This window comes from Mixta theicola, from assembly GCF_002895925.1.
GTDB lineage: Bacteria > Pseudomonadota > Gammaproteobacteria > Enterobacterales > Enterobacteriaceae > Mixta > Mixta theicola.
This window is the reverse complement of sequence record NZ_NWUO01000008.1, coordinates 1-21,345: the sequence shown is the minus strand read 5'-3', so window position 1 is coordinate 21,345 and position 21,345 is coordinate 1. Positions and strand designations below refer to the sequence as shown.

Here is a 21,345-nt window from a genome sequence, read left to right as displayed (position 1 = left end):
GATTTATGTCAACTCCGCACCGCTGGCGACCAGGCAGGATGTGTGCAGTTTTCATTCCATCATCGGGGTTATTATGTCGAATTTAGCCACGCCGTCAGAAAAAAAAGCATCAGGTGCCGTTATTCAAAACTGGCAGCCAGAAGATGCGGAATTCTGGCAGCAGAGCGGTAAACGTATCGCAAGTCGCAATTTATGGATTTCTGTTTTTTGTCTGCTATTGGCATTTTGCGTCTGGATGCTGTTTAGCACCGTTGCCGTTAACTTAAATAAAGTCGGCTTTAACTTTACTACCGATCAGCTTTTTCTGCTGACCGCGCTCCCTTCCGTTTCCGGCGCGTTGCTGCGTGTCCCTTATTCATTTGTTATTCCCATGTTCGGCGGACGCCGCTGGACCGCTTTCAGCACCGGTTTCCTGCTGCTCCCCTGTGTGTGGCTCGGCTTTGCCGTGCAGGATCCACAAACGCCTTTCGCGGTATTTGTGCTGATTTCCTTACTCTGCGGCTTTGCCGGTGCCAACTTCGCGTCAAGTATGGGCAACATCAGTTTCTTTTATCCAAAAGCGCAGCAGGGCGGCGCGCTGGGTATTAATGGCGGTTTGGGCAACCTGGGCGTTAGCGTAATGCAGCTGCTGGCGCCGTTGGCTATCTCAATGGCAATTTTCGGCTATTTTGGCAGCCAGGGGCAGATAGCCGCCGACGGCAATCAGATGTGGCTGGAAAATGCCGCCTGGATTTGGGTGCCGCTGCTGTTTGTGGCGACGCTGGCCGCCTGGTTTGGCATGAACGATCTCGCCGCGTCTAAAGCTTCTCTGCGTCAACAGCTGCCGGTATTGAAACGTGCGCATCTGTGGGGGCTGAGCCTGCTTTATCTGGCTACCTTTGGTTCATTTATCGGTTTCTCCGCTGGCTTTGCCATGTTGTCAAAAACGCAGTTCCCGGACATCGTGATCATGAAGTACGCCTTCTTTGGTCCGCTGCTGGGCGCGCTGGCTCGTTCCGCAGGCGGGGTGATCTCTGACCGTTTTGGCGGCGTACGCGTGACGCTGATTAACTTCATCGTTATGGCGCTGTTTAGCGCGCTGCTGTTCCTGTCGCTGCCGGTGGATGGACAAGGCGGCTCTTTCCCGCTGTTCTTTGGCATCTTTATGGTGCTGTTCTTAACGGCGGGCCTGGGCAGCGGCTCGACCTATCAGATGATTGCGGTCATTTTCCGTAAGATTACCTGGGATAGCGTAAAAGCCCGCGGCGGTAGCGATCAGCAGGCGCAGCAGGAAGCGGTGACCGATACGGCGGCGGCGCTGGGCTTTATTTCCGCCATCGGCGCGGCAGGCGGCTTCTTTATTCCGCAAACCTTTGGTCTTTCACTGACGATGACCGGTTCTCCGGCTGGCGCAATGAAAATCTTCCTGGCGTTCTACGTGATCTGCATTTTAATCACCTGGTTAGTCTACGGCCGTAAAGCCGCACGCTAATCGCAAAAAACCGGCTTTGTCTTTGCGACAAAAGCCGGTTTTTTTTCGTTGTTCCCTACGTCGTCTACTCCCAAATAGCTGGCAGCCAACATAACCCGAAGAGTTTAATTTTCTTTTTGATTTTTAATCATAAAAATCAAAAGCTTATGTTGATTTTAATGATGCTACTTAAGGGGTAGTTAAGGTGTTATCGGGAACCGGGTCGCCGTGCTGACTTGATCGCAATCAAGCGGCCAGCGTTATCAGCTTAGTAGGCTGATACCCACACCATACGCAATGTCGTTTAGCCATTTATAACAACACCGAGCCTTCAGGAGAATTCCGGATGAGCAAATTTCTGGATCGGTTTCGCTATTTCAAACAACTAGCCGAACCATTTGCTGGCCAGCACGGCCAGACACTTAACACTAACCGGGACTGGGAAGATGGTTACCGCAGCCGCTGGCAGCATGACAAAATCGTGCGTTCTACGCACGGCGTCAACTGTACCGGTTCCTGTAGCTGGAAGATCTACGTCAAAAACGGACTGGTCACCTGGGAAACGCAGCAGACAGACTATCCGCGCACCCGTCCGGACCTGCCTAACCATGAGCCACGCGGCTGCCCACGCGGCGCCAGCTACTCATGGTATTTATATAGTGCCAATCGCCTGAAATATCCACTTATGCGCAAGCGTTTGGTGAAATTATGGCGCGAAGCGAAAGCACAGCACCGCGATCCGGTTGATGCCTGGGGCTCTATCATCAACGATGCGGAGAAAGCCAAAAGCTATAAGGTCGCGCGTGGACGCGGCGGATTCGTGCGTTCCAGCTGGCAGGAAGTGAATGAGCTTATCGCCGCCGCGAACGTTTATACGGCAAAAACCTTCGGGCCGGATCGTATTATCGGCTTCTCACCGATTCCGGCGATGTCGATGGTCTCCTACGCGGCTGGCGCGCGCTATCTGTCGCTGATCGGCGGTGCCTGCCTGAGCTTCTACGACTGGTACTGCGATTTACCGCCTGCGTCGCCAATGACCTGGGGCGAGCAGACCGACGTACCGGAATCTGCCGACTGGTATAACTCTTCTTATATCATCGCCTGGGGTTCTAACGTACCGCAGACGCGTACGCCGGACGCCCACTTCTTTACCGAAGTACGCTACAAAGGCACCAAAACCGTGGCGGTTACGCCGGACTATGCGGAAGTCGCCAAGCTGTGCGATCTGTGGCTAAATCCGAAGCAGGGCACCGACAGTGCGATGGCGCTGGCGATGGGCCATGTGATGCTGAAAGAGTTCCATCTCGATCGTGAAGTGGGCTATTTCCGTGATTACGTGCGTCGCTACACTGATATGCCGATGCTGGTCATGCTGGAACCGCGCGAAGGCGGCTATTACGCTGCGGGACGTATGCTGCGCGCCAGCGATCTGGTGGATAACCTGGGCCAGGAAAACAACCCGGAGTGGAAAACCATCGCACTCGATAGCCTGAGCGGTGAACTGGTAGCCCCGCTGGGCTCTATCGGTTATCGCTGGGGTGAAGAAGGCAAATGGAACCTGGAAGCGCGTGAAGGCCATGAGCAGCGTGACGTTGAACTGCAGCTGAGCCTGCTGGGCTGTCATGATGAGGTGGCGGAAGTCGGCTTCCCTTACTTCGGCGGTACCGAAAGCCAGCACTTTAACAGCGTGGCACTGGATGAAATTCTGCTGCATAAGCTACCGGTTAAACGCCTGCAGCTGGCCGACGGCAGCGAAGCGTTGGTCACCAGCGTTTATGACCTGACGCTGGCTAACTATGGTCTGGAGCGCGGCCTGGCCGACGCCAACTGCGCTGCCAGCTACGATGAGATCAAAGCTTACAGTCCGGCATGGGCTGAAAAAATTACCGGCGTATCGCGCCAGCAAATTATTCGCATCGCGCGCGAATTTGCCGAAAATGCGGAAAAAACGCACGGTCGTTCTATGATCATCGTCGGTGCCGGTATGAACCACTGGTATCACATGGACATGAACTACCGCGGGCTGATCAATATGCTGATCTTCTGCGGCTGTATCGGTCAGAGCGGCGGCGGCTGGGCGCACTACGTAGGCCAGGAAAAACTGCGTCCGCAAACCGGCTGGCAGCCGCTGGCGTTTGGCCTTGACTGGCAGCGTCCGCCGCGCCATATGAACGGCACCTCTTTCTTCTATAACCACTCCAGCCAGTGGCGCTACGAAACCGTGCCGACAGAATCTCTGCTGTCGCCGCTGGCGGACAAATCGCGCTATCAGGGCAGCCTGATCGATTTTAACGTGCGTTCAGAGCGCATGGGCTGGCTGCCTTCCGCGCCGCAGCTCTCAATTAATCCGCTGCACATCGCCGCCAAAGCGCAGGCTGCCGGCCAGACGCCGGTTGACTATACCGTTGACAGTCTGAAACAGGGCTCGCTGCGCTTTGCTGCCGAACAGCCGGATAATCCGCAAAACTTCCCGCGTAACCTGTTTGTCTGGCGCTCCAACCTGCTGGGTTCTTCCGGCAAAGGCCATGAATACATGCTGAAGTATCTGCTGGGTACGGAGAATGGGATTCAGGGTAAAGACCTGGGCGAGCAGGGGGGCGTGAAGCCGCAGGAAGTGGAATGGCAGGATAACGGCGGTGAAGGCAAGCTGGATCTGGTCGTAACGCTGGATTTCCGTATGTCCAGTACCTGCCTCTATTCCGACATCGTGCTGCCGACCGCGACCTGGTATGAAAAAGACGATATGAATACTTCGGATATGCATCCGTTTATTCATCCGCTTTCCGCCGCAGTCGATCCGGCCTGGGAAGCGAAAAGCGACTGGGAAATTTATAAAGGCATCGCCAAAAGCTTCTCTGAAATATGTCAGGGTCACCTGGGCAAAGAAACCGATGTGGTTACGCTGCCGATCCAGCATGACTCCGCTGCCGAACTGGGCCAGCCGTTTAGCGTTAAAGAGTGGAAAAAAGGCGAATGCGAGCTGATTCCGGGTAAAACCGCGCCGCATATTATCACCGTTGAACGTGATTATCCGGCCACCTGGGAACGCTTTACCTCGCTGGGTCCGTTGCTTGATAAGCTGGGCAACGGCGGTAAAGGCATTAGCTGGAATACCGATGCTGAAATTGAGCTGCTGAAAAAGCTCAACTATGTGAAGCATGAAGGGCCGGCAGCGGGCCGTCCGATGATTGACAGCGCGATTGATGCGGCAGAAGTCATTTTGACGCTGGCGCCGGAAACCAACGGACAGGTAGCGGTAAAAGCCTGGGAAGCGCTGGGCAAATTCACCGGCCGTGACCATACGCACCTGGCGCTGAATAAGGAAGATGAAAAAATCCGCTTCCGCGATATTCAGGCGCAGCCGCGTAAAATTATCTCCAGCCCGACCTGGTCAGGTCTGGAAGATGAACACGTCTCCTATAACGCCTGTTATACCAACGTTCATGAGCTGATCCCGTGGCGAACCCTTAGCGGCCGTCAGCAGCTTTATCAGGATCATGAATGGATGCGCGCCTTTGGTGAAAGCCTGCTGGTGTATCGTCCGCCAATCGATACCCGCGCCGCGCAGCCGCTGCTTAACAGCAAGCCTAACGGCAACCCGGAAAAAGCGCTGAACTTCCTGACGCCGCACCAGAAGTGGGGCATTCACTCTACCTACAGCGACAATCTGCTGATGCTGACGCTGTCGCGCGGCGGACCGATCGTCTGGATGAGCGAAGAAGATGCGAAGGATCTGGGCATTGTCGACAACGACTGGATTGAAGCCTTTAACGCGAACGGCTCTCTGACGGCGCGTGCGGTCGTCAGCCAGCGCGTACCTGCCGGTATGACCATGATGTATCACGCGCAGGAACGCATCGTGAATATTCCGGGAGCGGAAATCACCGGACAGCGCGGCGGCATTCATAACTCCGTTACCCGCGTTTGCCCGAAACCAACCCATATGATCGGCGGTTATGCGCAGCAGGCCTACGGCTTCAACTATTACGGCACCGTCGGTTCGAATCGTGATGAGTTTGTAGTGGTAAGAAAAATGAACAATGTCAATTGGTTAGATGACGAAGGCAACGACGAGTGCCAGGGTTCCCGCCAGGAGGCTCAGCAATGAAAATTCGTTCGCAAGTCGGCATGGTGTTAAACCTCGACAAATGCATCGGCTGCCATACCTGTTCAGTAACCTGTAAGAATGTCTGGACCAGTCGCGAAGGCATGGAATATGCCTGGTTTAACAACGTGGAAAGCAAGCCGGGTCTTGGTTATCCGCACGCCTGGGAAGATCAGGAAAAATGGAAGGGCGGCTGGATCCGCAAAATAAACGGGCAGCTGCAGCCGCGCATGGGCAACCGCGTCGGCCTGCTGTCTAAAATCTTCGCCAACCCGGATGTCCCGGCGCTGGATGATTACTACGAGCCGTTCGATTTTGATTATCAGCATCTGCACAATGCGCCCGCTGGCAAACATCAGCCGATCGCTCGCCCGCGTTCGCTGATTACCGGTCAGCGGATGAAAAAAATCGAAGGCGGCCCGAACTGGGAAGAGATCCTCGGCGGTGAATTCTCCAAACGCTCGCAGGATAAAAACTTCGATAACATTCAGAAAGAGATGTACGGCCAGTTCGAAAACACCTTCATGATGTATCTGCCGCGCCTGTGTGAACACTGCCTGAATCCGGCCTGTGTCGCCACCTGTCCAAGCGGCGCCATCTATAAGCGTGACGAAGATGGCATTGTGCTGATCGATCAGGACAAATGCCGCGGCTGGCGCATGTGCCTGACCGGCTGCCCGTATAAAAAAATCTACTTCAACTGGAAAAGCGGCAAGTCAGAAAAATGTATTTTCTGCTATCCGCGTATCGAAGCCGGTCAGCCGACCGTGTGCTCCGAAACCTGCGTGGGCCGTATCCGCTATCTGGGCGTACTGCTGTACGACGCGGATCGTATCGAGCAGGCGGCGTCGGTGGAAAATGAGCAGGATCTCTATCAAAGCCAGCTGGACGTTTTCCTTGATCCGCACGATCCGGCCGTTATTGCGCAGGCGCTGAAAGATGGCATTCCGCAGAACGTAATCGACGCGGCGCAAAAATCGCCGGTTTATAAAATGGCGATGGACTGGAAGCTGGCGCTGCCGCTGCATCCTGAATACCGCACGCTGCCGATGGTTTGGTACGTGCCGCCGTTATCGCCGATTCAGTCCGCCGCCGATGCTGGCGTGCTGGATCAGCAGGGCGTGCTGCCGAACGTGGAAAGCCTGCGTATTCCGGTACAGTACCTGGCCAATCTGCTGACCGCTGGCGATACCGCGCCGGTGCTGCTGGCGCTGAAACGTATGCTGGCGATGCGCCACTACAAGCGCGCGGAAAGCGTGGATGGCGTGGTGGATACCAGCGCGCTGGAGCAGGTCGGTCTGACAGAAGCGCAGGCGCAGGAAATGTATCGCTACCTGGCTATCGCTAACTATGAAGATCGCTTTGTGATCCCATCCAGCCATCGTGAACTGGCGCGTGAGGCCTTCCCGGAAAGCAAAAGCTGCGGTTTTAGCTTCGGCGATGGCTGCCACGGCAGCGACAGCAAATTTAACCTGTTTAATACCCGCCGCATCGATGCGATTGATATTACACGGAAAACCGAGAACCGGGAGGATGCCTCATGATGGCGCTACGGATTATTGGTCGCCTGTTGGATTATCCCGATCGGGCGCTGCTCGATCATCAGCAGGAGCTGGAAGAGGCGTTGGCCTCCGCCAGCGAGCTAAGCGAGGAGCAGCGTGCGCAGCTGCTGGCCGTGGTGCGTGACTTCAGCGCCCGGCCGCTGCTTGATTTGCAGGCGGATTACTGTGAGCTGTTCGATCGCGGACGCGCCACCTCGCTGCTGCTGTTTGAGCATGTTCACGGTGAATCACGCGATCGCGGCCAGGCGATGGTCGATCTGATGGAACAGTATCGCACTGCCGGACTGGAGCTGGACAGCCGTGAACTGCCGGATTTCCTGCCGCTTTATCTGGAATATCTCAGCAGCCGCAGCCCTGAGGCCGCGCGTGAAGGATTAGTGGATATTGCGCCGATCCTGGCGCTGCTGAGCGCGCGGCTGCGGCAGCGCAACAGCCGCTGGGCCGATCTGCTCGACGTGCTGCTGGCGCTTTCCGACAGCGGCGTCGTTGCCGATGCGCTGGAGCCGCAGGTTGCGCAGGAGGCGCGCGACGATACGCCGCAGGCGTTGGATGCGGTCTGGGAAGAGGAGCAAATCCGTTTCCTCGGTGAGCAGGGCTGCGCGTCAGCACAACAGGAAGCGCATCAGCGCCGCTTTGCCGGTGCCGTTGCGCCACAGTATCTGGACGTGGCGCAAGCCACCACAGGAATGACAGGACGCTGATCATGCAATTCTTGAATCTGTTTTTCTTTAATATCTATCCTTACCTGGCCGGTACGGTTTTCCTGGTCGGCAGCTGGCTGCGTTACGACTACGGACAGTACAGCTGGCGCGCAGGCTCCAGCCAGATGCTGGATAAAAAGGGGATGCGTCTGGCATCTAATCTGTTTCATATCGGCATTATTGGCATTTTCTTCGGCCATCTGGTGGGCATGCTTACGCCGCACTGGATGTACGAATCTTTCCTGCCGATTGCCGCGAAGCAGCAGCTGGCGATGGTGGCTGGCGGCATCTGCGGCGCGATGACGCTGATTGGCGGCGGTCTGCTGCTGAAACGCCGTCTGACCAATCCGCGCGTGCGCGCCACCAGCAGCATTGGCGATATTCTCATCCTGACGCTGCTGGTTGCGCAGGCAACGCTTGGCCTGCTGACGATTCCTTTCTCTGCTCAACATATGGACGGCAGCGAAATGATGAAGCTGGTAGGCTGGGCGCAGGCGGTAGTGACGTTCCATGCCGGTGCGGCTGCGCATCTGGAAGGCGTGGCGCTGATCTATAAAGTTCACATGGTGCTGGGCATGACGCTGTTCCTGTTGTTCCCGTTCTGCCGTCTGGTGCATATCTGGAGCGCGCCGGTAGAGTATCTGACCCGTCGTTATCAGCTGGTGCGTAACCGCCACTGATCGCTTCTGCCGCAGGTCGTCTGGCCTGCGGCAATTCCCAGACCCGCTGCTTCCTGTTATTTACGCTCTGTTTCCCTATCCTTCCCGGCGCAATTCGGATAGTTTTCTCGTTCCGGCAGTTCTATGATTGCAGTCTCCCCGTTTATTTTCGGAGCCGCTATGCCCGCCCATATTAAGCTGATCAAAGATAAGCTGCTGTCAGAAAACTGGTTCGTCTTGCGTAACTATACCTATGAACTCACCACCAGCAGCGGTGAAACGCTGCGTCACAAGCGCGAGGTATACGATCGTGGCAACGGCGCCACCATCCTGCTTTATAACCGCGAAAAGAACAGCGTGGTCCTGATCCGCCAGTTTCGTATGGCAACCTGGGTTAACGGCAATGAGAGCGGTATGCTGATCGAAACCTGCGCCGGGCTGCTTGACGATGACTCGCCGGAAGACTGCATTCGCAAAGAGGCGATTGAAGAGACCGGCTACGCCGTCGGCAAGGTGGAAAAACTGTTTGAAGCCTATATGTCGCCCGGCGGCGTGACGGAGCTGCTCCATTTTTTTGCCGCCGAGTATGATGAGTCACAGCGGGATAACGCGGGCGGCGGCGTGGAAGATGAGTCGATTGAAGTGCTGGAGCTGCCTTTCCCGCAGGCGCTGGCGATGGTCAAAAGCGGTAAAATCCGCGATGGCAAAACAATTATGCTACTGCAGTATGCGCAGCAGGCCGGCTGGCTGCACGCCTGAACCGCTGAAGTTTACCGTCGGTAAGCTTCAGCGTTTTTGCTCTGGCTACGCGGCATTTTGCCGATCGATACGTTCTACCTGCAGGGTCGGATGCGCCTGCAGCCGGGCCAGCGCATCGGCATACAGCGGCATTGAATTTGCCGCGCCTGGCTGTTCAACGCATAGCGAAGCATAGGCGGAGGCAAACAGCGCCGCCTGCTTCAGCGGCTCGCCAGCCGCCAGCCGCGCAGCAAGCGCGCCGTTGAACGCATCGCCCGCGCCGGTGCTGTCAGTGGGCTGAGCCGGAAACAGCGGAATACGATACATCGCCTCGCCGTCAGAGAGCAGCGCACCCTGCATTCCCAGCGTAATAATAAGCTGACGCACCCCTTTGCCATGCAGCACGGCAGCGGCCTGCATCGCATCGTTAAAGGTGCTGACCGTGACGCCGCTCAGCAGCGTGGCTTCCGTGCTGTTTGGCGTTAGCAGGTCAACCTTGCGCAGCAGCGCAGCGCTGACTTTCTGCCACGGCGCGGGATTGATAATGACAAAAGTGCCCGCCGCGCGGGCAATATCAACCATGCGCTGAATGGCGCTCAGGTTATTTTCCAGCTGCATCAGTAAAATATCGGCTGCCGCAACGGTCGGCTGGCAGCGTGTGACTTCCGCTGCGGTTACGGTCAGATTGGCTCCCGGATAAACGGAAATCATATTTTCCGCATCTTTGCCGGCGACGTAAATCAGCGCGTTGCCGGTGGGCTTCTCTTTGCAGGTGAACAGCGTAATGGCATCAAAACCGGTTTTTCCAGATGGCGTCGGGCAAACTGGCCGAAGTCATCCTGGCCTATTTTGCCAATATAGTGAACGCGTGCTCCGGCCCGAAGCGCGGCGGTGGCCTGATTCGCGCCTTTACCGCCTGGGCCCATCATGCTGTGACGCGCGATTAATGATTCTCCCGGCAGGGGAAAACGGTTCATCCCGGCAACAATATCCAGATTAAACGAGCCGAAAACACATACTTTACCCTTCATTCAGATCTCCTGAAATGGCGCTCGGCGGCCAGACAGGCGCCACGGCAGCCGGTTTGATCGGTCACGCTGCTGAAAACCACCTTCAAACCCTGCCGCGTGACCGGCGGGCGCAGATGGCTGAAAATAACTTCCCGCAGCACCGCGAGAGGAAAATCGGCCATCGCCAGCACGCCGCCGCCTAAAATTAAATATTCCGGGTCGAGAATGTTCATTTCACCGGCGATGGTTTGTCCCAGTCGGTGAATAAACGTCAGCATATCCGGGTGGCCGCCATGTCGGGTAAACAGCTGTGCCAGCGGCGTATCCGGCTGGTTTTGGGCGGCCCAGTGCGCCAGCCAGCTGCCGGAGGTTAAGGTTTCAACGCAGCCCTGATTGCCGCACGGACAGGGCAGAGCGTTATCACGCCACGGCATATGGCCGATTTCGCCCGCGCCGCCGTGTTCGCCGTGGTAAAAACTGCCGTTCAGCCACAGGCTGTTGCCCATGCCGGTGCCCAGATAAAGTCCGATGGCGTTGTTGGGCAGCGTCTCCAGCTGTAGCAGATCCCACAGCATCAGGTGATTAACATCTTTATCCATCGCCACCGGCACGCGCAGCCGCTGCGCCAGCAATGCCGCCACCGGCTGATGATCCAGCGCCTGGATAAACGGTAGTGAAATCACCTGCTGGCGATCGCGACTGAGAATACCCGGCAGGCCGAGCATCACGCCGCTGACGCTTTGCTGCTCCAGCGTGGCGTTAATCAGCGCGGTCAGCGCATCCAGCGCCTGCGGCTGCTGCGCCCAGCTGGCGGTCGCCACTTTGCGAAAGCCGTGCCATTGATGCTGTGCATCCATTAACAGCAGCCGGGTGCTGGTGCCGCCAATATCGATGCCAAGCCAGCTTGCCGTCATGCTGACTCCTGCAGCAGGCTTTGCGCCTGAGTAATATTGCTCATCATCTTATCCCAGGCGATTTCAAGCCTGTCATGCAGGTTAAACAGCCCGGACGTACCGACAATCAATACCTCCGCGCCAGCCTCCAGCAGCGTACCGTAGGTTTTCTGATTACAGGAACCGTCAATTTCAATCAGGTAGCGATAGCCGTGCTGCATTTTCAGCGCCTTCAGTTCGGCAATTTTGTTAACCATCTCCGGGATAAAAGGCTGGCCGGCATAGCCGGGATCGACGGTCATTACGGTGATTTTATCCAGCAGATGAAGATAATGATGGATCCAGGAAACCGGCGTGGCGGGATTGAGCACCACGCCCGGCTTTTTACCCAGCGCGCGGATCTGGTTAATGACGCGAAAGGCGTCGCGGTTGATGGTTTCCGCATGCGGACAGATAAAATCAGCGCCCGCCTGCGCCACTGCCGCAATAAAATCGGTCGGCGTTTCCACCATCAGATGCACATCAATCGCCACCGGCGTATGCGGGCGGATCTGCTCGATAAAAAAGGGCGACAGCGTAATGTTTTTCACGTAGTGGCCATCCATGATGTCCACATGCAGAAAATCCGCCCGCGAATTCAGCACCGATAACTGCTGCTTGATTTCCATCAGGTTCATACACATCAGCGAAGGAGAGATTTGGATAGACATTACACTTCCTTTTTTTCAGTTAAGTGGGGCAGGCGGCTGCGTAGCTGACTGCGACGCAGCGCCAGATGAGCGTGAAAGCGGCCTTTGCCATGTTTGATTGCCAGCACCAGAATCAGCACCACGCCCCACATTGCGAGACTGAAGTGCTGACTGATATTCATCAGATTGAAGCCGGTAGAGAGGATCTGCAGCGCTATCAGCGACAGCACCACGCCGGTAACGCGACCAAAGCCGCCGTTGGGATCGGCGCCGCCAAGAATGATCGCCAGTACCGTCAGCAGCAGATAAGCATCGCCATAACCCATTCGCGCTGAGTTAAAGCGCGCCATCATCACCAGTCCGGCGAGCACGCACAGCCAGCTGGAGATGACATACACCACGATCAGCATGCGATGCGTATTGACGCCGCTAAACCAGGTGGCGTTAATATTGCTGCCGCCCATATAGATGCATTTTCCGGTGCGGGTTTTACCCAAAAACAGCGCCAGCAGCGCGGCGGCGACCAGAAACAGCCACAGCGGCAGCGGAACGCCAAGCAGCGTATCGGCGCCCAGCGCCCGCACCACCGTCGGCATACCGCTGACCGCCGCGCCTTTGGTCAGCCAGATGCCGATGCCGTTCAGCGTCATCATGGTGGCCAGCGTGACCAGAATCGGATGCGCGCCAATGCGCGTTACCATCAGACCGGTAATCACGCCGATAAGCGTGGCGATCAGTAAGGCGCCGACCAGACCGAGGCCCAGCCACAGCAGCTGCATCGCCGGGCCAGCGGCGACCGGCAGGAAATGCAGCAGCAGCCAGGCGATAAACAGGCTGGTGAGATTGGCGGTGGCGATAATCGCCAGGTTAAGGCCACCGCTGAGAATGGCGATAAACATCGCCAGCGTCAGCAGACCGAGTTCCGGCAGTTGAAAAGCCATACTCAGAAAAGTCGAGCCGGTAAAAAAGCGCCCCGGCAGCAGCACGGCAAACAGCGCCAGCGCCAGTGCGATAAGCAATATCAGGCCGCTATTGGTACCGTCAGGCAGCCAGCAATGGCGTCGTTTCATGATTTTTTCTCCCGCCCGATCAGACGAAGCTGACATCGGTTTCTTTGCGTTTTTTGTAATGGGTTACGGCGATGGCAATCATGATGACGCCGCCCACCACGATGTTCATGAAGTAGTTGGATACGCCGATCAGATTGAGGCCGTTCTTCAGGATGGCGATCAGGAATACGCCCATCAGGGTGCCGGTGACCGTACCTTTTCCGCCCATCAGGCTGGCGCCGCCCAGTACCGTTGCCGCCAGTACGTCCAGCTCGCCGCCGACCAGCGCATTCGGTACCACTTCGCCCATGCGATACACCTGCACCAGCCCGCCAATGGCCGCCATAGCGCCCAGCCAGCCGTAGGCGAACAGGGTAATTGACGTGACGCGAATGCCCACGCGCCGCGCCGATTCCGCATCGCCGCCGACGGCATACAGCTGGCGTCCAAGGTGGGTTTTATTCAGCAGAAGCCCGCTGATGACGGCGATAGCCAGCATTATCACCAGCGGCAATCCAATCTGATAGCTCTGCCCGTTCAGCGTAAAGGGCAGCACCTGCCGTAGCGTAATCCACCATTCCGGCAGGTCATACAGGCTGCGCCCGCCGGTCAGCCACATCAGCAGGCCAAACAGCAGCGATTGCATACTGATGGTGATAATGATGGAGACGACGCGCAGCGAGGTAATCAGCAGCGCATTAATCATGCCGAACAGCGTGCCGCACAGAATGGCGAGGCCGATGCTCAGCAGTGCGCTATCGAACTGAAAGTGAATAAACAGGCTGGCGATCAGGTATTGCACCACCGAGGCGACGGCGGCGAAGGAAATATCAATGCCGCCGGTCACCAGCACCACAAACAGCCCAAGCGCAAAAATACCGGTTACGGCATAGCTCTCCGCCAGGTCGAGCAGGTTCTGGACGCTAAGGAATTGATCGCTGGCCAGCGAGAAGAAAAGTATAAAAGCCAGCAGCACCCAGGCGAGCCAGCCCTGACTGCTTTGCGGTTTAAAACAGGATAAATCAGGCATTGATCACCTCCTGCAGCTGCTGTTGCGCCACATTGCCCGGCTGATATTCAGCGTGGATAGAGCCGTCGCGAAAGTGAAGAATACGATCGCAGTTGTACCATACCTCCGGCACCTCATCGGAAATCAGGATGATGGCCAGTCCTTCCTGCGCCAGCTGATGAATCAGTTGATAAATGCTGGCTTTCGCGCCCACATCGACGCCCACGGTCGGCGAATCAAGGATCAAAATGCGCGGCTGCGTCAGAACCCACTTCGCCAGCACAATCTTTTGCTGGTTGCCGCCGGAAAGGGTGGAGATCGCCTGATCGGGATCGGCGACGCGCACCCCCAGCTGTTGGATCCACTGCAGGATCAGTTTGTTTTTGCGGTATTCATCAATCAGATGGAAGCGGTTCTGTAGCCGGTCGAGGATCGACAGCACCATGTTGTCCGCCACCGACTGCTGCTGCACCAGCCCCAGCGTCAGGCGATCTTCAGAGACATAGCCAATCCCCGCTTTAATCGCATCTTCATGGTTGCGAAAACGCACCGGCTTACTGTCGAGCCAGATTTTGCCGCTGTCAGGCCGCGTCATGCCAAACAGCGACAGCGCCAGCTCAGTGCGGCCCGAACCCAGCAGGCCGCACAGCCCCAGCACTTCGCCTTCATGCAGACGAAAGTTGATGTTGTGATACTGGCCAGCCCGCGTCAGATTCTCCACTTCCAGCAGGGTGCGCTGGTAGCGAGCCGTGGGCGCTTTAAGCTGATAATTCAGCTTTTGTCCGGTCATCAGTTCGGTCAGCCGATGGCTGTCCATTTCATCGGCGGGCCAGCTGCCCATTTTGCTGCCGTCGCGAATGACCGTCACGCGATCGGAAATTTCCAGCACCTCATCCAGCCGATGGCTGACAAACACCACGCAGATATTTTTCTCTTTCAGATAACGTACGGTGCGCAGCAGCTGGTTGACCTCGGTGCGCGTCAGCGAGGCGGTCGGCTCATCCATAATCACCAGCTTCGCCTCCGCCACCAGCGCACGGCAGATTGCGACCTGCTGCCGTTGGGCGATAGAGAGCGCCGCCACTTTCTCATCCAGCTGCAGGGTAAATCCCAGCTCGTTAACGATACGCTCGGCGGTGGCGCGCAAACGACGCGCGCTGTACCAGCTCAGCAGGCCGTCCAGGTTATGCTCAAAGGCGATGTTCTCCGCCACGCTGAGGTTAGGAAACAGCGACAGGTCCTGATAAATCACCTGAATGCCGAAGTCGCGCGCCTGTTTTGGCGTCAGGCGCGGCCAGCAGCTGCCGTCCTGCAGCCGGATCTGCGCGCCGCTGTCCGGCGCGTAAACGCCGGAAATCACCTTAATCAACGTGCTTTTACCACAGCCGTTGGTGCCGGCCAGACAGTGTACTTCGCCCGGCATCAGGGTGAGCGAAACGGCGTCCAGAGCGCGGTTGCCGCCAAACGTTTTCGACAGGTTTTCCAGCGCAATCAGCGCCTGAGGTTGCTGCTGTTTCATGATTACAGCCCCATTTTTACCAGCTTCGGCAGGTTAGCTTTATCCAGGCTTTCGCTGTTATTGCCGAGGATGGTGTGTTGGGCTTCATCTACCTTCACTTTTCCCAGCCCGTCGATGGTCATGCCGTCGGTAATCGGCTCTTTTTTCTGCATCATGTCGGCGATGCGCACGAAAACTTCCCCGGCGGTCATCGGATTCCAGATAAATCCGCCTTTGATCGCATCGCGCTTAACCAGCGACGCGCCCTGACCTGGGCTGAACGCGCCGATAACGCAAACCTGCCGGGTTTTATTGCGGTTCATCACCGCGCGGCCAGCGCCGATGGGCCCCTGCGATCCAAAAGCCATGATGCCTTTCAGATCGGGGTATTTAGACATCAGCTCGTTGGTGGTGCGGATAGAGTCGTCCAGCGATTCACCGACGCCGAATTTGTCCGCCACCAGCTGCATTTTTGGATAATGCTGCTGCTGATAGTGCAGGGCGGCATCGGTCCACTGCTGATGCAGCGGCACGGTCAGGCTGCCGACATACATGGCATATTTGCCTTCTTCATGCATGCACTGCGCCAATGCCTTCATGTGGTTAACGCCGTGGGTATTGGCGTCAATCAGTTCGAAATCCCAGTCGGCGTATTTCTGCCCTGGTGATTCGTGGGTAATCACTTTAATTCCGGCATCGCGGGCCCGTTTCAGCACCGGCTCCAGCACCTGCGGATCGTTAGGTACGACGCCAATAATATCGACTTTCTGCGCGATAAGATCTTCAATGGCGCGCACCTGTAAGGCGGGATCGGCGGCGGTAGGACCAACCTGCCAGGCGTCGATCCCGCGTTTGGCCGCCTCGCTTTTAATGCCCGCCTCCATTGCGTTGAACCACGGAATGCCGCCGATTTTAACGACGATGCCCATACGCAGTTTGTCTGCGGCAAAAGCGGGAGAGGCCGCAAGCAGCGCGAGCAGGGCACAGAGGGTAGAGGTTTTTTTCATCGTAACTCCGTAGGGTTGCATCAGTAATTGATTAGCTGTACGGCCTGAGCGCGCTGTGAACAGTCGATAACGTTCACGCCATTCCAGGCCAGTTCCTGCTGTAATGCCTTATCTTTCAAATTGTCGGTTAACAGAAAATCCACATCACGGTAATGACAAATACGGGCGAAAGAGGGCCGGGAAAATTTACTGGCGTCCATCAGCAAATATTTCCTTTCGGCGGCCAGCAGCATTTGCTGTTTTAAATGCGCGCCGTTTTCATTACCCTCACGTAAATAACCGTCGCTGCCTAATCCGCTACAGGAAAAGAAAATTTTATTAATCAGAAATTCCTTTAACGGTAATTCTGCGACGATGCCGTGAAAGGCTTCATAACGATCGGAATATTCCCCTCCCAGGCAAATGGTACGAATATGGCTTTTCACCGCCAGCGCCTGAATGGTGCGCAGGGAGTTGGTTAATACGGTTAATTCAATATCAGGCAGCTGTCGCGCCAGAAACCAGCAGGTGGTACTGCTGTCCAATAACAGACAGTCGCCAATGGAAATAAAATCTAATGCCCGCTTGGCTATCTGCATTTTCTGCTGCTCATTTTCATTCATCCGCTGGCGAAAGGTTGCATCATATTCATTGAATGCGGTACGGCGATAATTATCACTCCCTGGCGAGGGGCGGTTAATAACCGCACCGCCGTGGCTGCGTTGTAAAATCCCTTTTTTCTCCAGCAGCGCCAGGTCGCGGCGAATAGTCTCCTGCGAGACCTGAAGTAATTTAACCAGTTCGGCAACCAGCACCCGACCATTCAGATTTATTTCCTCAATGATTTGCCGCTGACGCTCAATCGGTAACATGATGACCTCCGGTGTAATAAAAGTAAGGGATAGCGGGATCGCAAAATGTGCCCTGGACAAAACTCCAGGGTGCATAAAAACGCGACGGCTAAATAAGTGAGATGCTTCTTAACTAATTTGCAAATGGAACCATTGGTATCATTTTTATTTGATTTGAATCACAAATAAACCGCCTGTTTCGCCTGCCAGCGATTATTAATGCCATACCCTCTGTTTTTTCGCAGGCAAAATAACGTGACCGATGATGACCGTTTATGCAGATATGACCGTTTAACGATCCGCTTACAGAGTCCGAGAAATCTGATTGAGGTAAACAGAGCGGCAAAGGATGATAAATCGTACCGTTAGGTTATCACCCTGGTTTGTTCCCCGGTTTCAGGCCTGTTTTCTTTTATGACCAGAGAAAGGCATGGTGAACCGCTGTCGTTGCGCTATCATCAATGAACTAATTTAGGGATTGGATTATTAAATGCCTTACTGGATGAAATCGCTGTGGTTGCCTTTTCTTTTCATTGCCAGCGTGCAGGCGGCGCCGTTACAGAAAATATTTACCGACTGGCAGATTACCTGTAATAACCTTAATTATTGTGTGGCACGGAATATTCCTGGCGATAATGGTTTGGTGATGAGCCTTTCCCGCTATGCTGGCGTCAACGATCGCCCTTTGTTGCGCATTGATTATGGCAACCGCTATACCGGCGATCTCAAGGGCGCGGCGTTACAGGATAACCTGCTGCTCGATCAGCAGCGTCTGCGCCCCGATTTCAAGCACTGGACGGTGGAGCCGCATCATCTGGTTACCGCCCATCCTATCGCCATCGATGAGTTTCTAACGCAAATCATTGATGCCGACAATATCCAGATAACCTGGCGGCCCCAGTCCACGATTTCATTACATGGGCTTAAGGCGGCGCTGCTGCTGATGGATGATATTCAGGGGCGCGTCGGCAGCCTGAGCGCCTGGGTTAAGCGCGGCAGCCGCAGCGTGTGGGATGTGCCGCCGGAACCGGCAGCGCCGTTAATGCGTCTTCCTGGCCGTCCCGCCGCGCCTTTAACGCGTGAAGAAACCACCGGCCTGATCGATTACGGAACCTGGCGCGTTAATGCCGATGAGTGCTCTCTGGACCCGATGCGACGCGAAGTCAGCGTGGCTCCGCTGACCGACAGCAAGGCTTTGCTGCTGGTTAGCTGCGAAATGGGCGCTTACAACATGATCGATTTGGCCTTTGAAGTCACCCGCAGCCAACCCTGGCAATCGCGTCGCCTGACGCTATCGTTGCCTTTTGCGTCGCCGGGGCGCAACGACAGGCAGCTGGAAATCATTAATGCGGAATATGATGCGGCCAATGCACAGCTCTATACCTATGCGAAAGGTCGTGGTCTGGGCGATTGCGGTATTGCCACCCGCTGGCAGTTTAACGGCCAGGAGTTCGCGCTGGCCGAGTATGCCGAAGAGGGAACCTGTGACGCCTGGCACGGCAGTGACGACTGGCCCACCCTGTGGGTAAGCCAGCGTCCGTCGCCGCCCTGAGCGGCACAGTAATTATCCGCCGCGTTGGCTTAACGAATCTCCTGTACCAGTATCGGCGAGCCTTGTTGGTTGCCTGCCAGTTCGGTCAGTAAATCATTTACCCCGTCGCTCATGGCGCGAAAGCGCGTCAGACTGGTGCGGGTAACCACCACAAATACGCCAACGTTGTACCGCGGGATCATCGCCATATAGGTAATAAAGCCGCCGCCGCCGCCGGTTTTTTGCATAATGCCCGGATGGCCGTGCGCCGGTGCCATATAGACCCAGCCCATGCCCAGCGCCTCCGCTTTACCCGGCACATCCATGCCTTCTACTTTGGTTAACTGTCTGCGCTGATAGATCAGCGTTTGCAGGCGATCGATCTGTGGCGTGCGCGTATTAATATCAGAGTTCAAAAACTGCTGCATCCAGCGTCCCATATCTTCCGGCGTTGAATAGACGCCGCCGCTGCCGATGGCGGCCAGCGTATTGATACAGGGGCTGGCGCCGCGCTCCGGCACCATCAGACGTTGGCACTGCTCTGGCGAAGGGGTGAAAGTGGTGTCTTTCATGCCCAGCGGATGGGTAATCAGCTGGCGAAACAGCGTCGGATAAGGCGTGCCTGCCGCGCGGGAAAGCGCATCCGCCAGTAAATCATAGGCGATGTTAGAGTAGGCGGCGTGTACGCCAGGCGGTGTATTAAGCTGTGCCTGTTGCAGCCAGCCCCAGCGTTCGGCTTTTGTCGGCCAGACAAAAACCGGACGTCCCGCTTTACCGCCGGGCTGTTCACGCGGCAGACCGCTGGTGTGGGTGGCAAGATGGATCAGGCGTATCGGCTGCCCGGCATAGTTGGGTACGCGCGAGCCGGGCGGCGCATAATTAGCCAGCGGATCGTCAAGTTTAACCTCTCCCTGTTCCGCCATTTTGAGCATCACTTCGCTGGTCATCAGTTTGCTCAGCGAGGCAATACGGATCAGCGAATCTTTTTGCGGGCGCGTCCCGTTGCCGGGGCGGGTTTCGCCGAAGCTGGCAAAAACGCGTTGATTGCCGTCAATGGCGACCAGCGCCATACCGGTAGCGGCGCTGCCATAGAAAATATGCTCAGCATAACGATCGACAATTTGTGAAGCCAGAAGCGGATCGGGCGAAGGCTGCGCCTGGCTGCGCAGCGGCAGCGTGGCAAAAAGAGCAGCCAGCAGATAAAAGCGAGTTTTCAACGGAGACAAATCCATCAGGTTTAACGAAAGGTAAATTATAGTAATCGCTTTATCGGCAACGGAAAGGGGAGAATAAGAGAATTTTTTGCGTATCTGCTATGCGATAAGGATGTTGCGGCACCGGCCGTTTAGGTTCTCGCCGGGAATCCCTTGCCGTTTCGCAACCGGGGCGCTACATCAACTGTCGTGCTGACGCCGTGGATGAATACCTGCATAAAAAAGAGAGAAGCGGCGATTTGCTTGCAAGCCGCCGCCCGTTTGCATCTTGCCCGGCTGACTGGTGCCCCAGCTAAAGCTGGAGAGCGTAATCCATCCTTTATGGTTTGCATCCTTTGCTTCTCCCTCTATACCGTCGATTTTTAAAAAAAGATCGATGCTCATCCTTAACTCCTGTTACGTTGATTAACCACGGCGAACTGCGTCCGGCAGCTCTCTTATTTTTATGCTCATTAAAAATATTGAAGGAAGCGCTGAAAAAAGTTTTCGGTTACATACTCGGTATGCCCGTCCGGGTAGTGCCTGATTAGTAGCGGGCGGTTTTCTTTGGAGATACAGTTAACCTTGGTGGGCATATCATCAAAGCAAAGCAAATCGCTATCCTGGTCAGTTCCGGAATCTTTTTTATATTCAGCCTCGAAGAATACCACTCTGTGATTTTCTGGAGATATAATAAATGGACACTGTTTACTGAGTTGATTATGATTTTTTTTCCACCAGGATATTTTTCCAATCCTTGTTATAGGAAAGTTTTTTACAATAACAACTGTTGAGGTTTTGCCTGGTTTATGAATGCCAACAACTTCCACAGGCAGTAGTACTCGATATGTCAAAAATAGCAGGGTTACTATTATAGTTAAAAATTTATATTTTATCATAGCGGCCCACACTAATGTTTTTTGTTAAAAGTATATCGCTAATGAATGGTTTGAAAGCATGATTGTTTATGTGCTGAAGATAGAACCATATCCTGAAAATACGAAACCGGCGATAAAAATTATTAGTTATATCCTCTGCATCCAGCCCAAAGTGATCCTGAATATGGTATTTAATTACTGCGGTGAAAGAGTCTTTTTTAATCAATAAGCTTTCCAGACTAATATGGGTTGCCCAGGTGTCATGTACCGTGATACCTAAACCGTTAAATCTGTCTGTAAACTTGTCGAATCTGGGTAAATAAGTTTCCTTTATCGATTCTGTTAAATCTTGCATAGCAGGATCGGGTAAAATTTTTCTTTCCCAGTCAATATAGGTTTGAATAGTTACTAAAATAGCATTAAGAGAGTTTTGCATAGAGCTATGCTCCGCCATCGCCTGGTCCAGCAGCGGATGGCTGAAAACAGCGCCGTTGCCATACTGCATATGGGAAATCATGGTTCTCGCCAGGCTTTTATAGTTGC

Annotated in this window: 17 protein-coding genes and 2 pseudogenes; 7 read left to right on the top strand and 12 right to left on the bottom strand. The window is 55.3% G+C overall.

Annotation, left to right across the window (positions count from 1 at the left end; all coding sequences use genetic code 11):
* Window positions 1-73: 73 nt before the first annotated feature.
* The 6 genes from COO59_RS11910 to nudK all read left to right on the top strand — a co-directional run bounded on the left by COO59_RS11910 (window position 74) and on the right by nudK (window position 9,236).
* Complete coding sequence (locus COO59_RS11910) at window positions 74-1,471, top strand: NarK family nitrate/nitrite MFS transporter (protein WP_103060013.1); 1,398 nt, start codon at window positions 74-76, stop codon at window positions 1,469-1,471.
* Between the two features lie 325 nt (window positions 1,472-1,796).
* Window positions 1,797-5,558: a nitrate reductase subunit alpha gene (locus COO59_RS11905; RefSeq protein ID WP_103060012.1), complete on the top strand. Its 3,762-nt coding sequence runs from the start codon at window positions 1,797-1,799 to the stop codon at window positions 5,556-5,558.
* Complete coding sequence (gene narH / locus COO59_RS11900; RefSeq protein WP_103060011.1) at window positions 5,555-7,099, top strand: nitrate reductase subunit beta; 1,545 nt, start codon at window positions 5,555-5,557, stop codon at window positions 7,097-7,099. The genes COO59_RS11905 and narH overlap by 4 nt, the downstream gene beginning before the upstream one ends.
* The gene (gene narJ, locus COO59_RS11895) at window positions 7,096-7,818 is read left to right on the top strand and encodes a nitrate reductase molybdenum cofactor assembly chaperone (protein ID WP_103060010.1); all 723 of its coding nucleotides are present in this window, start codon (window positions 7,096-7,098) and stop codon (window positions 7,816-7,818) included. Before narH ends, narJ begins: the two co-directional genes overlap by 4 nt.
* A 2-nt stretch (window positions 7,819-7,820) precedes the next feature.
* On the top strand, window positions 7,821-8,498 hold the full coding sequence (gene narI, locus COO59_RS11890; RefSeq protein ID WP_103060009.1) for a respiratory nitrate reductase subunit gamma: 678 nt from the start codon (window positions 7,821-7,823) through the stop codon (window positions 8,496-8,498).
* A 159-nt stretch (window positions 8,499-8,657) separates the two neighbouring features.
* The gene (gene nudK / locus COO59_RS11885; RefSeq protein WP_103060162.1) at window positions 8,658-9,236 is read left to right on the top strand and encodes a GDP-mannose pyrophosphatase NudK; all 579 of its coding nucleotides are present in this window, start codon (window positions 8,658-8,660) and stop codon (window positions 9,234-9,236) included.
* 45 nt (window positions 9,237-9,281) lie between these two features.
* Here the strand turns inward: nudK and COO59_RS11880 are convergent.
* From COO59_RS11880 to COO59_RS11845, 8 genes and pseudogenes are all read right to left on the bottom strand, one after another.
* Window positions 9,282-10,246 (bottom strand): annotated as a pseudogene (locus tag COO59_RS11880) (ribokinase).
* Window positions 10,243-11,139, bottom strand: a complete 897-nt coding sequence (alsK, locus tag COO59_RS11875) for an allose kinase (protein WP_103060008.1) — start codon at window positions 11,137-11,139, stop codon at window positions 10,243-10,245. Before alsK ends, COO59_RS11880 begins: the two are co-directional and overlap by 4 nt.
* A complete protein-coding gene (gene alsE, locus COO59_RS11870; RefSeq protein ID WP_103060007.1) occupies window positions 11,136-11,828 on the bottom strand; it encodes a D-allulose 6-phosphate 3-epimerase in 693 nt (230 codons plus the stop codon). The genes alsK and alsE overlap by 4 nt, the downstream gene beginning before the upstream one ends.
* On the bottom strand, window positions 11,828-12,877 hold the full coding sequence (locus tag COO59_RS11865; protein ID WP_103060006.1) for an ABC transporter permease: 1,050 nt from the start codon (window positions 12,875-12,877) through the stop codon (window positions 11,828-11,830). Before COO59_RS11865 ends, alsE begins: the two co-directional genes overlap by 1 nt.
* A gap of 19 nt (window positions 12,878-12,896) precedes the next feature.
* Window positions 12,897-13,886 carry an ABC transporter permease gene (locus COO59_RS11860; RefSeq protein ID WP_103060005.1) on the bottom strand — a complete coding sequence of 330 codons (990 nt, stop codon included), beginning with the start codon at window positions 13,884-13,886 and terminating at the stop codon, window positions 12,897-12,899.
* The gene (locus COO59_RS11855; protein WP_103060004.1) at window positions 13,879-15,384 is read right to left on the bottom strand and encodes a sugar ABC transporter ATP-binding protein; all 1,506 of its coding nucleotides are present in this window, start codon (window positions 15,382-15,384) and stop codon (window positions 13,879-13,881) included. The genes COO59_RS11860 and COO59_RS11855 overlap by 8 nt, the downstream gene beginning before the upstream one ends.
* A gap of 2 nt (window positions 15,385-15,386) precedes the next feature.
* Window positions 15,387-16,370 (bottom strand): substrate-binding domain-containing protein, encoded by a 984-nt coding sequence (locus COO59_RS11850; RefSeq protein WP_103060003.1) that lies wholly within the window; start codon window positions 16,368-16,370, stop codon window positions 15,387-15,389.
* Between the two features lie 20 nt (window positions 16,371-16,390).
* Window positions 16,391-17,221 carry a DeoR/GlpR family DNA-binding transcription regulator gene (locus COO59_RS11845; RefSeq protein ID WP_103060002.1) on the bottom strand — a complete coding sequence of 277 codons (831 nt, stop codon included), beginning with the start codon at window positions 17,219-17,221 and terminating at the stop codon, window positions 16,391-16,393.
* 469 nt (window positions 17,222-17,690) lie between these two features.
* On the opposite strand from COO59_RS11845, the gene COO59_RS11840 reads away from it, so the two are divergent.
* Window positions 17,691-18,752 carry a DUF1176 domain-containing protein gene (locus COO59_RS11840; RefSeq protein WP_103060001.1) on the top strand — a complete coding sequence of 354 codons (1,062 nt, stop codon included), beginning with the start codon at window positions 17,691-17,693 and terminating at the stop codon, window positions 18,750-18,752.
* A 29-nt stretch (window positions 18,753-18,781) separates the two neighbouring features.
* Here the strand turns inward: COO59_RS11840 and ampH are convergent, their stop codons facing one another.
* The 4 genes and pseudogenes from ampH to COO59_RS11820 form a co-directional block, all read right to left on the bottom strand.
* Window positions 18,782-19,963, bottom strand: a complete 1,182-nt coding sequence (ampH, locus tag COO59_RS11835) for a D-alanyl-D-alanine-carboxypeptidase/endopeptidase AmpH (RefSeq protein ID WP_409371627.1) — start codon at window positions 19,961-19,963, stop codon at window positions 18,782-18,784.
* A gap of 231 nt (window positions 19,964-20,194) precedes the next feature.
* Window positions 20,195-20,329 (bottom strand): annotated as a pseudogene (locus COO59_RS11830) (type VI secretion system tube protein Hcp); the annotation flags it as partial.
* 68 nt (window positions 20,330-20,397) lie between these two features.
* On the bottom strand, window positions 20,398-20,823 hold the full coding sequence (locus COO59_RS21645; RefSeq protein ID WP_103059998.1) for a DUF943 family protein: 426 nt from the start codon (window positions 20,821-20,823) through the stop codon (window positions 20,398-20,400).
* Window positions 20,810-21,345, bottom strand: a 536-nt coding sequence (locus COO59_RS11820; protein WP_121494937.1) for a DUF3289 family protein, incomplete at its 5' end; no start/stop codon positions are given. The genes COO59_RS11820 and COO59_RS21645, both read right to left, overlap by 14 nt.

Bases quoted from the DNA above. Each gene is read 5' to 3' on its own strand.
- COO59_RS11855 (WP_103060004.1), bottom strand. From the start codon at position 15,384: ATGAAACAGCAGCAACCTCAGGCGCTGATTGCGCTGGAAAACCTGTCG.
- COO59_RS11845 (WP_103060002.1), bottom strand. From the start codon at position 17,221: ATGTTACCGATTGAGCGTCAGCGGCAAATCATTGAGGAAATAAATCTG.
- ampH (WP_409371627.1), bottom strand. From the start codon at position 19,963: ATGGATTTGTCTCCGTTGAAAACTCGCTTTTATCTGCTGGCTGCTCTT.
- COO59_RS21645 (WP_103059998.1), bottom strand. From the start codon at position 20,823: ATGATAAAATATAAATTTTTAACTATAATAGTAACCCTGCTATTTTTG.
- COO59_RS11850 (WP_103060003.1), bottom strand. From the start codon at position 16,370: ATGAAAAAAACCTCTACCCTCTGTGCCCTGCTCGCGCTGCTTGCGGCC.
- alsE (WP_103060007.1), bottom strand. From the start codon at position 11,828: ATGTCTATCCAAATCTCTCCTTCGCTGATGTGTATGAACCTGATGGAA.
- COO59_RS11905 (WP_103060012.1), top strand. From the start codon at position 1,797: ATGAGCAAATTTCTGGATCGGTTTCGCTATTTCAAACAACTAGCCGAA.
- COO59_RS11910 (WP_103060013.1), top strand. From the start codon at position 74: ATGTCGAATTTAGCCACGCCGTCAGAAAAAAAAGCATCAGGTGCCGTT.
- COO59_RS11860 (WP_103060005.1), bottom strand. From the start codon at position 13,886: ATGCCTGATTTATCCTGTTTTAAACCGCAAAGCAGTCAGGGCTGGCTC.
- nudK (WP_103060162.1), top strand. From the start codon at position 8,658: ATGCCCGCCCATATTAAGCTGATCAAAGATAAGCTGCTGTCAGAAAAC.
- COO59_RS11840 (WP_103060001.1), top strand. From the start codon at position 17,691: ATGCCTTACTGGATGAAATCGCTGTGGTTGCCTTTTCTTTTCATTGCC.
- narJ (WP_103060010.1), top strand. From the start codon at position 7,096: ATGATGGCGCTACGGATTATTGGTCGCCTGTTGGATTATCCCGATCGG.
- COO59_RS11865 (WP_103060006.1), bottom strand. From the start codon at position 12,877: ATGAAACGACGCCATTGCTGGCTGCCTGACGGTACCAATAGCGGCCTG.
- alsK (WP_103060008.1), bottom strand. From the start codon at position 11,139: ATGACGGCAAGCTGGCTTGGCATCGATATTGGCGGCACCAGCACCCGG.
- narH (WP_103060011.1), top strand. From the start codon at position 5,555: ATGAAAATTCGTTCGCAAGTCGGCATGGTGTTAAACCTCGACAAATGC.
- narI (WP_103060009.1), top strand. From the start codon at position 7,821: ATGCAATTCTTGAATCTGTTTTTCTTTAATATCTATCCTTACCTGGCC.